The following is a 13,443-nucleotide window of genomic DNA, read 5'->3' on the forward strand; positions in this document are numbered from 1 at the left end:
CTATACCTCCTTCCACGGGTTATCCGGAAACCGGAGCGCCTTCTTTATGACTTTTGGCCGATTTGACCTGCTCATGGGCATGATAGGAACTGCGGACAAGCGGTCCGGATTCCACATGGCTGAATCCACGCTTCAAGCCTTCCTTCTTCAACTCCGCAAATTGCTCGGGGGTGTAGTACTTTTCCACCCGTAAATGCTGCGGAGACGGTTGCAAATATTGGCCGATCGTTAAAATATCGCAATCTACCGCCCGTAGATCATCCATGGCTTGCAAAATTTCATGCCATTCCTCCCCGACGCCAAGCATAATGCTCGACTTCGTCGGAATCTCCGGCTTCATCGCCTTCGCCCGCTGCAACAGCTCCAGGGACCGGCGGTATTTGGCTTTCGCCCGAACACGGTCGGACAAGCGTTCAACCGTTTCGATATTATGGTTTAAAATATCGGGTTTAGCCTCCATGACCGTCCGCAGCGATTGCTCATTTCCCAAGAAATCGGGAATCAGCACCTCAACGGAGCAGAGCGGCAAGCGTGCGCGAATCGCCTTGATCGTTTCCGCAAAAATCTGGGCCCCTCCATCGTTCAAATCATCTCTGGCCACGCTCGTAACGACGCAGTGCTGTAGATTCATATTTTCCGCAGCTTCGGCAACCCGTTTCGGTTCCTCCAGATCCAGCTCGGTCGGCATTCCGGTATTTACCGCGCAAAAGCGGCATGCCCGGGTGCACGTTTCTCCCAGAATCATAAAGGTCGCGGTACGGTTGGCCCAGCATTCGTATATATTCGGGCAACGCGCTTCTTCACAGACGGTATGTAGTGTTTTGGAGCGCATCATATTTTTGATATCCTGATAATTCTCTCCAGTAGTCAGCTTGATTCGAATCCAATCCGGCTTCGGTTCACTCACGCGTTTAGTCAAGGGCGTAAACCTTCCTTCTTTTGGGATGAAGCTATAGCGCCATTTATTATACCACGAAATGACTGGAAATACCTAAGCTCAGGAAGAAAAAATGGAATAAAAACACAGCCTTTGCACCAACCTAATTGAAGCGATTCAAGCCAAAGGAGGAGATTCCTTGAAACTCCAAGTCAAATCCGGACGATTTCTCATCCGAATCCTGATTGGTGCCATGCTGCTCGCTCCGTTATCGGCAATACCGGGTTTCGGTTTGGCCGAAGCCAAAGCGCCGGGGGCAACCGGTGAGACCGCCGCCAAAAGCATCCATGAATTACGCTTTATCCTGTACCAGGAAACAGGCTTGCTCACGCAGATTCCGTGGTATTGGCTTGCGGCCATCGATCAATATGAGCGCTCCATCACGCCCCGCAAAAAGGGTGCCCCGGCAGAAAACAGATTGACCGGCATCCGGTTCAGGGAATCCGTCTGGGCGGGAGCGCTTAATCCCAATCCCGGCGATACCGTGCCGGCAACGATCGGATTGTTCGGCGGGCTGGGCAAAGATGCGACCTCCGACGGGACCGCCGATCCCAAAAATGACCGTGACGCCTTATTTACGCTCGCCTCTTACTTGGGCAGCTTCGGATATGAGGAGGAAGACTTCCGCATCGCCTTATGGCGTTATTACCAAAACGACTCCGCCGTAACGCGAATTCGCCAGTTCGCGAAAATTTTCAAAACCTACGGCCGGATTGACCTGTTTGCCAGTGCTTTTCCGCTCCCGGTCAAAAGCACTTACACGTATCGGGACACTTGGGGCGACCGCCGCGGCTGGGGAGGGTTGCGAATCCATGAAGGCACCGACATTTTTGCTTCTTACGGCGTTCCTGTCCGCAGCGTCTGCTATGGAGTCGTGGAAACGAAAGGCTGGAATCCTTACGGAGGCTGGCGGATCGGTATCCGGGATCTCAACAACCGTTACCACTATTATGCGCATCTGCAGGGCTACGAGAAAAACATCGAAATCGGCGACATCGTGGAGCCCGGCCAAACGGTCGGCTGGGTCGGGAGCAGCGGATACGGCCCGCCCGGTACGCAGGGAAGATTTCCCCCGCATCTTCACTATGGTATTTACCGCGACACCGGCACGACAGAATGGGCGTTTACCCCCTTTCCGCTGCTGAAGCAGTGGGAACGGGAAGAACAACGCAAAAAGAAATAGCAAAAACGCCCCATGCTTGTTCCGGGGCGTTTTTTTGATGCAGGCCTAGGCTTGATTGGAAAATATCCAACCTCTTTCGGTCTTTAGGGCGCTCAATTCGCCGATTTGCGATTTTTGGTTGGATATTTTCCAACGAACGCGCATGATCCATTCCAAATCAAAGCTTATGATTGGATTTTATCCAATGAGAGCGGCCTTTTTAATGGCCATTGAGGCCCTGCTGCTGCTCCGGTGGTGATTCGGGCACCGGTTCCTCTTCTATTGATCCATCGGGAACCGTAGGCTCAGTCTCAGGTACGCCCTGTTTGGCCGCTCCATGCTGATCTCCGGAAGCCGAAGGCAGCGCGATGCTGGGCGCCCCGCCCTGATCTCCGACGGGATTGCCTTTACTGTCATAGTAATACATCGGCACATCGCCGACGACCAGCAAATAAGATACGGGAATTTCCGTTTCGACCGACTGCGGCTCCATATCAAAAGGTACGACGACCGCCAGTTCCGTCCTTACCCGCAAATAAACCTCAACAAGTATATTATTGATTCCCGCATCCTGCCTGCGGGTGTTCAAATCGACCTTTACATCGCCTTTAGGCTCGATTTTGATCGGGATCCCCGGACCGAACGAAGCCAAAATCGGACTCCCCAGCGCCTGACCGAGCGGGATATGCTCCGACAGCCGGGAAACCTCGTCCAATGTCGTCCGCACCGTCTGAATCGTGTCGGAAGTTATTCTCATATGCGCGGAGTAATTCAGCATAAAGCCGGTGATTTTCCCGACGTCATCGGTCTTCCAATCAATCAGGTTTCCGACCTGTTGTTCATTCGCCACTTGGGAAGTGATCGCTTCATTAATGGATTCCGTCGCAATTTGCTTGACCCGGATTTTCGCCAGATGCATAATCGGCTCTCTCATATGCCGTTCCACATAATTGATGAATTGAAATACAGCCACGAAGAAAATGATCAGGGCAATGAACCATATTTTCCGCCGGCTTAGCGGCCTCCTAGCTCTACTGGTCCATCCTCTTCTTCTTCGGCTGCGAAATCCCCTCCTGAACCGCATTCCTCATCCCCCCTGCCTGTTTCGCGGCGGAGCTTCTATACAAGTTATGCGGGACAGGGGGAAAAAAGAAGGCCGGGCTTTAGCGCCCGGTTCATAGATGCATCCCTGAACGATTTCCCTTATGATGTAAACGAACGGATAAGAAATTACAAACACCATTCTCTCCGAAAACAGAGGAGGTTCAATATGAAACAATCGCTCGTCAGAAACCTGTTGCTGTTGCTCCTTTTTATGGTTACGACGGCCTGCTCAAATCACGACGGAAGTACGGACTGGGCTTACGGATTTATAAAATGGAAAGGGATCAGCTATAAAGTCACGGATGAAACACTGCTCAGGTCGGAAATCGGTTCTCGGTTGGGGCATGTGGAGAGTTTTACGGACGATGAGAATTTCTCCGGCCGGTCGACCTATTCCAATGAGTATCCGGCAGGCACCGGGTTTTTCAAAATCAACGGTTCATCGGAGAAGGATGCCATTGCGGTCGAATCCGATGGCGAGTACATCAAGCTTACTCGAGCCGAATAAATCCCTTTACGCAAAACACCACCGGGCAAGGTTACCGAACCTTGTTATCCCGGTGGTGTTTTATTTAAAAGCTCCCTACTTTTCCACTGCCGTCAATTTAAACGACGTGCTGGCGTAATCGCCCTTCAGTTCGGGAACGAGCAGGCCGACCTCCATCAGGCGATCGCCCGGCCAAACGCCGTCCATGCCTTCGATACGGTAATCGAAATCCGGGTTCAACCCGTTAAGCTTCAGGCGCGTATCCGCCGGATGCGGCTTCGCCAACACCCGGAAATAAAAGGCCAGCGCTTCCTTGCGGTCGCCGGAAACGAACATCCAGGCCGTTTCGTCCCCTTCAAACGGGCTGAGCAAACGGTATTGGTCGCCCTGCTGCACGAGCGAGCGGATTTCTTTGTACTGCTTCACCTGCTCCTTGACGAGCTCCTTTTCTTCCTCCGTGAACTTCGTCAAATCGAGCTCATAGCCGAAGTTGCCGGACATCGCCACATCGCCGCGCATTTTGAGCGGAGTCATCCGGTGCACCTGATGGTTCGGCACGGCGGACACATGCGCTCCGATCGCACTGATCGGATATACGAGGCTGGTGCCGTATTGGATCTTCAGCCGCTCCACCGCATCGGTGTCATCGCTGGTCCACGTTTGCGGCATGTAATAGAGCATGCCCGGATCGAAACGGCCGCCGCCGCTGCAGCAGCTCTCGAACAAAATATGCGGGAAACGGGACGTCAGCCGTTCGAGCAGGTCATACAGCCCGAGAATATAGCGATGGGCGATTTCGGACTGATGCTCCGGCGCGCTAGCGGCGGAGCCGATTTCCGTCAAATGGCGGTTCATATCCCATTTGATATAGGCGATCGGCACCGAGCTGAAAATACCGCTCAGCGTCTCGTAAATATAGTCGCGGACTTCAGCCCGGGAATAATCCAGGACGAGCTGCCATCTCGCTTCCGTTCTGCGGCGGCCTTCCACATGCAGGCACCAGTCCGGATGCGCGCGGTACAAGTCGCTCTCCGGTGAAATCATTTCCGGCTCCACCCACAAGCCGAATTTCATGCCGAGCCCGTTGACTTGACCGGCCAGGTCCGTCAGCCCGCCCGGAAGCTTGCGCAGGTCGGGCGTCCAGTCGCCGAGCGAGGTACGGTCATTGTCCCGCTTTCCGAACCAGCCGTCATCAAGCACGAACAGCTCGATGCCGAGCTCGGCTCCCGCTTTGGCGATCGATACGAGCTTATCCGTATTGAAATCGAAGTACGTACCTTCCCAGTTGTTGACGAGGATCGGCCGCTCCTTGTCGCGGTAAATCCCGCGGCATAGCCGGGTGCGGTACAGACGGTGGTACGTCCGGGACATTTCGCCAAGGCCGCCTGAAGAGTACACCATCACGGCTTCCGGCGTCTGGAACGACTGTCCGGGCTCCAGCACCCAAGTGAAGTCAAACGGGTTCAACCCGATGGAGAACCGGGTCATCCCGAAGGAATCGACTTCGGCTCCGGCGGCGAAATTTCCGCTGTACACAAAGCTGAGACTGTAAACTTCGCCATGGTTCTCGTCCGTTCCCGGCGAAGCGAGCGCAACGAACGGGTTCAGCTGATGACCGCTCATCCCGCCGCGGCGGCCTTCGATAACCGTGCCTCCCGGACCGAGGGGACGCCGCTGGATTTGCGCTTCCCGCGACCATGCTCCGGCCAAATAAATCATTTCGAAATCGGCCTTCGGCAAATCCACGCTCGCGCTCAACGCCCGCAGGAGCTGCAGCTTGCCGCCGCCATGGTTCGTAAACCGCACCGATCGCGTGAGCGCATCGGAGTGCTTGAATACGGTATAACTCAGCGTCACCTCAAGCCCGCTGTATTCATCCTTCAAGTCGAGCTCCAGCGTCTCGGCTTCGTCTTCATTCTCGGCATATATCGACGGCAATCCTTCCAACTGCGGTTTCCCCGCAACGATCCGGTGTCCTTGATACTTCAGCTCCGTAATCCGCGAACCGTCACCGAGCCGCACCTGGTACGCCGGATTCCGGAAGTCCCCCGACCCGTATTGAGGGTATTCCTGCGGCAGGCGGTCCAAAAGCATCGGACCGTTCATGTTAATCAGGCTTTGCGGTTTTTCTTCCATGCGCAGCCTTTTCCCCCAATAAGCATGAAGGACGTAACCGTTCACGATTTGCATAATATAACTCATTTTGGCGGATTGAAGATGGAACATCCCTTCCGCTTCATAATAGCGTATAGTCACTTTACGAACTCTCCTTTATTGAAAAAGTAGTAACCGCTTTCCTTTATAATCATAAGATCGAGTCCCATCGCAAGTAAATGGAATATGACGTCCCAAATATGTCATAATGATAGATGTTGGTTGTTTTTTTATGTAAAATCACGAAATGATATGTCACTGTACTTGATAAGGAGATGCACAAAAATGTTTGCGGAGTATATGGCGGGAAACTCGTCGTTTCAAGAGTTGCACATCACCAACTACGGAATGGAGCAATGCGCGCCGCTTCACGATTACGGTCCCGCCGTCAGAGACCATTACCTTATTCATTTTATATTGGAGGGGAAAGGAACCTTCGAAACGGGAAACCGCAGCTATGAACTTCAAAAAGGCCAGGCTTTTCTTATTTTCCCGGGAGAAATTACTTACTATAAAGCGGACGCCCTCGAGCCCTGGATTTATGGATGGGTGGGCTTCCGGGGAACGCGGGCGGAGGAATTCCTGCGCCAGGGAGGGCTATCCGTCTCCTCTCCCATTTTGGGTCATGTGGACGCCCGGATCGTTGAGCATTGTATCCGGCAGATGCACGATTCCCGGAATCTGTCCGGAGGCCGCGATCTCATGCTCATTTCCTTGCTGTACGCCCTCTTTTCCCATATGGCCGAGTCAAACGCGGGAGGCGAAGCGGAAATCCGCGGCAGCGGAAAACGTCACGAGCTTTACGTGCAAAACGTCTTCGATTTCATCGCATCCAATTACGCGAATAAAATCAGCATTTCGCAAATCGCCGATTTTGTCGGCCTCGACCGCAGCTATCTCTGTTCCGTCTTCAAGTCAAGAACCGGCTCCAGCATTCAGGAATACCTCGTCCGCTTTCGGCTGAACAAGGCTTGCGAGCTGATGGGCAATCCCTTGCTCTCCATCGGGGATATCGCCCGGTCGGTAGGCTATGAAGACCCGCTGCTGTTTTCGAAAATGTTCAAAAAAGAAAAAGGCCTTTCCCCCAAACAATACCGAAGTGCGCATGTTCAAGGTTAGGCCGTTGTGTGGTTGATGCCTGAAGTGACCGGAAGGTCTAGTCTTGTTTCCACCATTCGTCCGACGGAGTGACCGGAAGCTGCCGTTTGTGCTCGGATGCGATGTAGCGTTTCTCGATTTTCGTTTCCGCCTGCGGGTCCACTTGTTTCCCGGTCAGGTAGTCGTCGAGCACCTCATACGAGATCCCGAGCTCGGTTTCGTCCGCCTGCTGGGGTTTATGGTCGAGCAAGTCGGCCGTCGGCGTCTTCAAATACAGGCGTTCCGATGCGTTCAGCTCCTTCAGCAGCTGGCGGCCTTGACCTTTGGTCAGCCCCGACAGCGGGATGATGTCCGCGCCGCCGTCGCCGAATTTGGTGAAAAATCCGGTTACCGCTTCCGCCGCATGATCCGTTCCGACCACCAGGCAGCCTTTTTCACCGGCGATCGCATACTGGGCGATCATCCGCATCCGGGCTTTGACATTGCCTTTGTTGAAATCCGACATGGCTCCGCCCATGGACTGCGTAAACTGTTCGGCAAAATTGTCGACCGGGGCTGCGATATTATAAACCAAGGATTGGTCCGGACGGATAAAATCAAGCGCCGCCTGGGCATCGTCTTCATCCCGTTGAACCCCGTAAGGCAGCCGGACGGCATAGAATGTAGCGTCGTACCCTTCAGCCCGAAGCTCCTCGGCCGCCAGTTGGCTGAGGCGTCCCGCCAGCGTCGAATCCTGGCCTCCGCTGATCCCGAGCACGAATCCCTTGGCGCCCGCCTTTTTGCAGTAATTTTTCAAAAAATCGATCCGGCTGCGGATTTCCTGTTTCGCGTCGATTTCCGGTTTTACGTTCAATTCGTTGATCACTTGCTTTTGAATGCTCATAGTTTCTGCTCCTCCCTATGTGTAAAGGCGATGCTTTTTTATATAACTGTAACAGCTCTCCGGAACCAGATACCTCGGCTCCCCGCCAAGGGCCAGTTCATCCCGGATATAGCTGGAGCTGATTTCCATCGCCAGCCCTTTGTCGATCAGGTGAAAGGTGCTGCCGTCATCGGCATTCCGCAAAATCGGCGACCGGCTGATCGCTTTCAGCATATCGATCCCGTTCCTGGCCATGACGATAAACTTATTTTCGCGGATGAGCTCCCGGGAATTTTTCCATTTCCCTTCCCCGATATCCAGCAGCAGGTCCGCTCCCATAATAAAATAAATTTCGTCCCCGGGAAACTTCTTCTTAAAATGCTGCAAAGTCAAATAAGTTGCGATTTCCCACGCTTCCTGGTTCATTTCGTAGTCATCCGCCACGAATTTATCATTGCCCGCAATGGCCAGTTCGATCAACTTCCAGCGGTGCTCGTCGCTGATGTTCAGCTTTTTGTCGGGACGCTTGTTCGAGCAAGGCAGAAAGATGACCTTATCCAGCTTGCAGCGGTGGGCCACCGTGCTTGCCGTCCATAAATGGACGTTCGTGACCGGATCGAAGGACGACCCGTATATCCCGATCTTCGCCATGTTCTCCCCCCGTTTAGCCTCTCCGTTCCAAGCGTTCGTTCACCTTTTGCCGAACCTCTTCAATCCGCTTCATTTTGTTGTCCCAGCATGCCTGGCTCAGATCTACCGGATATTCGGCCGGATTCAGGAGGCGCTTGTACTCATCCCAGAGCAGGTCGAGATTTTCGGCGGCGAACCGTCTGATTTCCTGCAGGTCCGGAATTTCGTAAACCAGTTTCCCCTCTTCAAAAATAACCTGATGCAGCTCCCTCGCTTCGAAATTCGTTACGAACTTGGCGATATGGGTGTGAACGGGGTGGAACATTTTCAGCCGTTCCTCCTGCTGCGGCTCCTCATGCTCCAGGGCGATGTAGTCGCCTTCCGACTTTCGGTTTCCCTTGTTAATGATGCGGAAAACCCGTTTGCGGCCGGGCGTCGATATTTTTTCCGGATTCGCGCTGATCTTGATCGTGTCTACCATTTCCCCATGTTCATCTTCGATGGCAATCAACTTATAGACCGCTCCCAAAGCTGGCTGGTCATAAGCCGTGATCAGCTTGGTGCCGACGCCCCAAACATCGATTCTGGCACCCTGGGCCTTCAGGTTCATAATCGTCAATTCATCAAGGTCGTTGCTGGCATAGATTTTGGCTTCCGGAAATCCCGCCTCGTCCAACACCCTGCGGGCTTCTTTCGAAAGGTAGGCAAGGTCCCCGCTGTCGAGCCGGATGCCTTTAAAGTTAATGCGGTCGCCGAATTCCTTGGCCACCTGGATCGCCGTCGGCACGCCCGATTTCAGCGTATCGTACGTATCCACCAGGAACACGCAATCCTTGTGGCTTTCCGCATATTTGCTGAAGGCCGTGTACTCGTCACGGTAGGCTTGAACCAACGCATGGGCGTGGGTCCCCGCCGTCGGAATGCCGAACAGCTTGCCGGCCCGCACGTTCGAGGTCGCTTCAAATCCGGCCAGATAAGCGGCCCGCGTTCCCCATATCGCCGCATCCATTTCCTGCGCCCGGCGGGTGCCGAATTCCATGCTGATCTCGTCTCCGATCACCTGCTTGATTCTCGAGGCTTTGGTCGCGATCAGCGTCTGAAAATTAACGATGTTCAACAGCGCCGTTTCGATGAGCTGCGCTTCCGCCAGCTTGGCCTCGATCCGCATGATCGGTTCGTTGGCAAACACGAGCTCGCCTTCCCGCATCGAGCGAACCGTGCCGGTAAACCGCACCGTCTCAAGATATGCCAAGTAATCTTCGCCATATCCCTCTTCTTTTAAATAAGCCAAATCGCTCTCGGTGAAGCGAAACTCCGACAGATATCGGATCACCCGCTCCAATCCGGCAAAAACGGCGTATCCGTTTTGAAACGGAATTTTCCGGAAATAAACTTCGAATACGGCTTTTCTTTCGTGGATGCCGTCTTGCCAATAAGCCTGAGCCATATTGATCTGATATTTGTCCGTGTGCAGCGCCAAGCTGTCGTCCGCGTAATGTCCGTAGCCCATGGTTATAACTCCCCTTTCCTATACGATTTCCGCGCCGAGCGATCCTTTGAAGTGCCTCAGCGCCCAAGCATGCCCTTCCTGATCGAAGCTCGCTACCGCCTGCTCATGGATCACCAGGCTGAAGCCTTTATTGTAGGCATCGACCGCCGTGTGCAGCACGCAGATGTCGGTGCAAACGCCGACCAGGTGAAGCTCGGTTATGCCTCTGGCCCGAAGCTGAAGCTCCAGATCCGTCCCGGCAAAAGCGCTGTAGCGCGTTTTGTCCATCCAATGGACGGTTTCTCTGTCCTTATTCTCTTGATACAGGCGATCCAGTTCCCCGAAAAGCGAACGGCCTTTTGTCCCTTCAATATTGTGCGGAGGAAAAAGCTTCGTTTCCGGGTGCAGGGTATCCCCCTGCTTGTGGAGGTCGATCGCAAAAACGACGTAATCGCCTTGCCGGATGAACTCCTCCGTAATCGCAACGATCCGATCCTCAATCGCCTGCCCCGGCTTTCCGCAGGTCAAGGCACCGTCCTCGGCAACAAAGTCGTACGTATAATCGATGTTGATCAAAGCCCGTTTCTTTTCCGTCGTCATTTTCGTTTCCTCCTCCATGTAGTATGAACCAATTATTTTCTTGCATGATAAAGGGATGCATTTGTTTCCACGTCCACGAAGCGGTACAGCTGTGTCGGCTTTTTCGAGGTCCGGGTCGTCTTCTTCCCGGGGATTTCCCGGATGAACGGCAGCGATTTGATCTTTCTGGCAAAAGCCGCATCCAGCGCGATCGCCGAATCATCGGTCACCGTCAGCAAGACGGCCTGCAGTTCGGAATACGTAAATTCCTCGGGCAAAAATTCCTTCGCCGCCGTCGTTTCCAGCAGCTTGCGCTTGATGACGGAGATCGCATCCCGGATGATTTCCGCATGGTCAAAGGCAAGATCCAGGTTCAGCACCTCTTTTACGGAAAACAGTTCGACCTCGCTCGCATCGTCGTTCGCCTGCCGCCCCGACAGTTGATGTTCCGGCACGATCGCGTAATGGGCGTTCGATATGATCCATCCCCTCGGGTCCCTGCCCGGCGCGTCGTAGACCCCGAAATGCTGAAGGTGGATATCCGCCACCCCCGTTTCTTCGCTCAGCTCCCGCAGGGCCGATTGAAAAGCCGTTTCGGACGGGTCGACGAATCCCCCGGGCAGCGCCCATTTTCCCGCTTCGATATTCGGACGGCCTTCGCTGTCCGTCATGCTCCGCTTGATCAGCATCAGCTTCAAATCCATGACCGGCGGCTTGAACGCCTCGGCTTTCGTGGAAATGATCGAAAATACCGCAATGTCGGAAGTGTAGCCGTCAGGGGTTCTGTATTTTTTGGCATCGTACTGTTTCAAGGCCTGTTCGTTCGACATCGGTCCGGAGTTCCTTTCGGTTAAGTGATTGATGTTGAATATTTCATACCTTTCAAATAACATTTAACGTTTTGTTAATTGTATTATATGCAGAAGTTTTCACAATGTCAACCATGAAATGCCAAATGGGCAAGTTCAACGATCTCATCGACTCAATGCCCCGCGCAACTGTAACGAAACTATATCACCTTATTTCACCCGATTTCTCAATATTAAAAAAATAAGGAAACTCAACCACGCTATTTGCACCAAATCGGCTTTAAACCAGCCGAATCGGGTCAAATAGCGTTACTGAGTTTCCTTAGATTCCGAAACAAGTCTATGATCGCGAAATAGCGTTACCTAGTTCCGTTACGTGTCACCCGGTCACTGTCCTGTGTCATCGCCGACCGGCTTTCCTGCGAAACGACCAGGCGGACCAAACTATCGCCACCGCTAAAATACCGGCGCACCAGCCAAGCGCCCACCAGAGGTGTTCCCGTGGCGGGCTTCCCGCCATCAGCGCCCGGATCGTTTCGGTGATCGGCGTAATCGGCTGATGTCCCGCCACGCCCCGCAGCCATTCCGGCATCGTATCGACCGGGACGAAGGCGCTGGACAAGTACGGCAGGAACAACAGGATGAATCCATAGCCGCTCGCGGCGGCCGGCGTTTTGGCCACAAGACCGATCGCGGCAAAAAGCCAGGTGATCGTCAGAATGAAAAAGGCGATGATTCCTATCGCAGCCACCCACGCAGCGGGACCGGCCTCAGGCCGGAATCCGACCAGAAGGGCGACGCCGATCACGATGCCCGTAGCCATCAAATTGCGGACCAAACTGGCAATTACATGTCCCGTAATGACATGGGTGCTCGAAATCGGCATCGTGCGGAAACGGTCGATGATGCCGTTGGTCATATCCGTGGTCACGTCCATGGCGGTGCTCGACGATCCGAAGCCCGCACAGAGCAGTATGATTCCCGGCACGACGTAATTTACATAGCCCCCGCCCGGGGCGATGGCGCCGCCAAACACATAAGTGAACATCAGCATAAGCAGAACGGGAAGCAGTATCGCCATCAACAAGGCATCGGGGTTGCGCAGGCTGTGGAGCAGGCTGCGTCCGATAAATATAAAGCCCGTCGTCAATTGTGACGGTTTTTTGGTCGGCATTATCGTCTCAATCATAAAGAAGCCTCCTTCTTCGCGTCTTTCGTATCCGTCAACTTCAGAAACACATCGTCCAGGGTCGGTCTGCGGATACTGACCCGCGCACCCTTTTCGGCCGTAAGGACAAGGCCTTCCAAAATGTTCTTTACCTCCTCGATGCTCCCCCCCGTAGGAATTTCACGAACGATTTCATCCTGACGGTTCCGCAATTCCACAACCTCCCCGCCGACCCGTGCCTTCATCTCCGACGGGGTTCCATGGGCTACAATTTCCCCCTCGGAAATCACGGCGATCGTGTCCGCCAATTCATCGGCTTCCTCCAAATACTGCGTGGTCAAGAGCACCGTCACCCCGCTCCCCGCCAATTCGCGGATAATGTCCCAAAGCGCTCTTCGGCTTCGGGTGTCCAGCCCCGTCGTCGGCTCATCGAGAAAGAGGATCGGCCTGGTGACCATCAAACTGACGGCAAGATCCAGCCGGCGGCGCATTCCTCCCGAGAACGTCCCCACACGCTTTTTTGCCACTTCGCTCAGATCAAAATAATCGAGCAGCTCCATGGCCCGGCGCCGGGCTCCCGACTTGGTCAGCCCGGCCAGCCTGCCCATCATCCGCAAATTTTCCTCGCTGGACAAGGCTTCGTCCACCGCGGCGAACTGTCCGGTCAGACTGATGGACTGTTTGACATCTTCCTTGTTTCGAATCACGTCATACCCCGCAACCCTCACCGTACCGGCATCCGGCGTAACCAGGGTCGAAAGAATGTTGATCAGCGTTGTTTTGCCTGCTCCGTTTGGCCCGAGCAGCGCCACGATTTTGCCTTCCGGCACGTTTAGATCAATACCGTTCAGAACCTGTTGCTTGCCAAACCTTTTCCGCAGCCCGGATACTTCGATCGCATTTCGATTCATTAACGGTTCCTCCATTTTTAATTGTATGTTATATAAACAGTTTATTGCATACA

At 53.9% G+C, this 13,443-nt stretch carries 13 protein-coding genes; 3 read left to right on the forward strand and 10 right to left on the reverse strand.

Going from position 1 to position 13,443, the window contains the following annotated elements:
* Positions 1-19: 19 nt before the first annotated feature.
* A complete protein-coding gene (lipA, locus tag ACSFXJ_RS21220) occupies positions 20-919 on the reverse strand; it encodes a lipoyl synthase (RefSeq protein WP_435922347.1) in 900 nt (299 codons plus the stop codon).
* 211 nt (positions 920-1,130) lie between these two features.
* Between lipA and ACSFXJ_RS21225 the strand changes: the two genes are divergently transcribed.
* Positions 1,131-2,120, forward strand: coding sequence for a M23 family metallopeptidase (locus ACSFXJ_RS21225; RefSeq protein ID WP_435925826.1), 990 nt, complete (start codon positions 1,131-1,133; stop codon positions 2,118-2,120).
* A gap of 199 nt (positions 2,121-2,319) precedes the next feature.
* Here ACSFXJ_RS21225 and yunB read toward each other — a convergent pair whose 3' ends face one another.
* Positions 2,320-3,183 carry a sporulation protein YunB gene (gene yunB, locus ACSFXJ_RS21230; protein WP_435922348.1) on the reverse strand — a complete coding sequence of 288 codons (864 nt, stop codon included), beginning with the start codon at positions 3,181-3,183 and terminating at the stop codon, positions 2,320-2,322.
* Positions 3,184-3,369: 186 nt separating this feature from the next.
* Between yunB and ACSFXJ_RS21235 the strand changes: the two genes are divergently transcribed.
* A complete protein-coding gene (locus ACSFXJ_RS21235; RefSeq protein ID WP_435922349.1) occupies positions 3,370-3,711 on the forward strand; it encodes a hypothetical protein in 342 nt (113 codons plus the stop codon).
* A 75-nt stretch (positions 3,712-3,786) separates the two neighbouring features.
* Here ACSFXJ_RS21235 and ACSFXJ_RS21240 read toward each other — a convergent pair whose 3' ends face one another.
* Positions 3,787-5,946, reverse strand: coding sequence for an alpha-galactosidase (locus ACSFXJ_RS21240; RefSeq protein ID WP_435922350.1), 2,160 nt, complete (start codon positions 5,944-5,946; stop codon positions 3,787-3,789).
* A 183-nt stretch (positions 5,947-6,129) separates the two neighbouring features.
* Between ACSFXJ_RS21240 and ACSFXJ_RS21245 the strand changes: the two genes are divergently transcribed.
* The gene (locus tag ACSFXJ_RS21245) at positions 6,130-6,963 is read left to right on the forward strand and encodes an AraC family ligand binding domain-containing protein (protein ID WP_435922351.1); all 834 of its coding nucleotides are present in this window, start codon (positions 6,130-6,132) and stop codon (positions 6,961-6,963) included.
* A 37-nt stretch (positions 6,964-7,000) separates the two neighbouring features.
* Here ACSFXJ_RS21245 and nadE read toward each other — a convergent pair whose 3' ends face one another.
* The 7 genes from nadE to ACSFXJ_RS21280 all read right to left on the reverse strand — a co-directional run bounded on the left by nadE (position 7,001) and on the right by ACSFXJ_RS21280 (position 13,390).
* On the reverse strand, positions 7,001-7,825 hold the full coding sequence (gene nadE, locus ACSFXJ_RS21250) for an ammonia-dependent NAD(+) synthetase (protein WP_435922352.1): 825 nt from the start codon (positions 7,823-7,825) through the stop codon (positions 7,001-7,003).
* A gap of 15 nt (positions 7,826-7,840) precedes the next feature.
* A complete protein-coding gene (nadD, locus tag ACSFXJ_RS21255) occupies positions 7,841-8,455 on the reverse strand; it encodes a nicotinate (nicotinamide) nucleotide adenylyltransferase (RefSeq protein WP_435922353.1) in 615 nt (204 codons plus the stop codon).
* 13 nt (positions 8,456-8,468) lie between these two features.
* On the reverse strand, positions 8,469-9,944 hold the full coding sequence (locus tag ACSFXJ_RS21260; RefSeq protein WP_435922354.1) for a nicotinate phosphoribosyltransferase: 1,476 nt from the start codon (positions 9,942-9,944) through the stop codon (positions 8,469-8,471).
* Between the two features lie 18 nt (positions 9,945-9,962).
* On the reverse strand, positions 9,963-10,523 hold the full coding sequence (locus ACSFXJ_RS21265; RefSeq protein WP_435922355.1) for a cysteine hydrolase family protein: 561 nt from the start codon (positions 10,521-10,523) through the stop codon (positions 9,963-9,965).
* A 32-nt stretch (positions 10,524-10,555) separates the two neighbouring features.
* The gene (locus ACSFXJ_RS21270; RefSeq protein WP_435922356.1) at positions 10,556-11,332 is read right to left on the reverse strand and encodes an NUDIX hydrolase; all 777 of its coding nucleotides are present in this window, start codon (positions 11,330-11,332) and stop codon (positions 10,556-10,558) included.
* Positions 11,333-11,711: 379 nt separating this feature from the next.
* Positions 11,712-12,500, reverse strand: coding sequence for an ABC transporter permease (locus ACSFXJ_RS21275; protein ID WP_435922357.1), 789 nt, complete (start codon positions 12,498-12,500; stop codon positions 11,712-11,714).
* Positions 12,497-13,390: an ATP-binding cassette domain-containing protein gene (locus tag ACSFXJ_RS21280; RefSeq protein ID WP_435922358.1), complete on the reverse strand. Its 894-nt coding sequence runs from the start codon at positions 13,388-13,390 to the stop codon at positions 12,497-12,499. Before ACSFXJ_RS21280 ends, ACSFXJ_RS21275 begins: the two co-directional genes overlap by 4 nt.
* Positions 13,391-13,443: the final 53 nt, after the last annotated feature.

The sequence above is a fragment of the Paenibacillus salivarius genome (genome assembly GCF_051307165.1).
Classification (GTDB): Bacteria; Bacillota; Bacilli; order Paenibacillales; family Paenibacillaceae; genus Fontibacillus.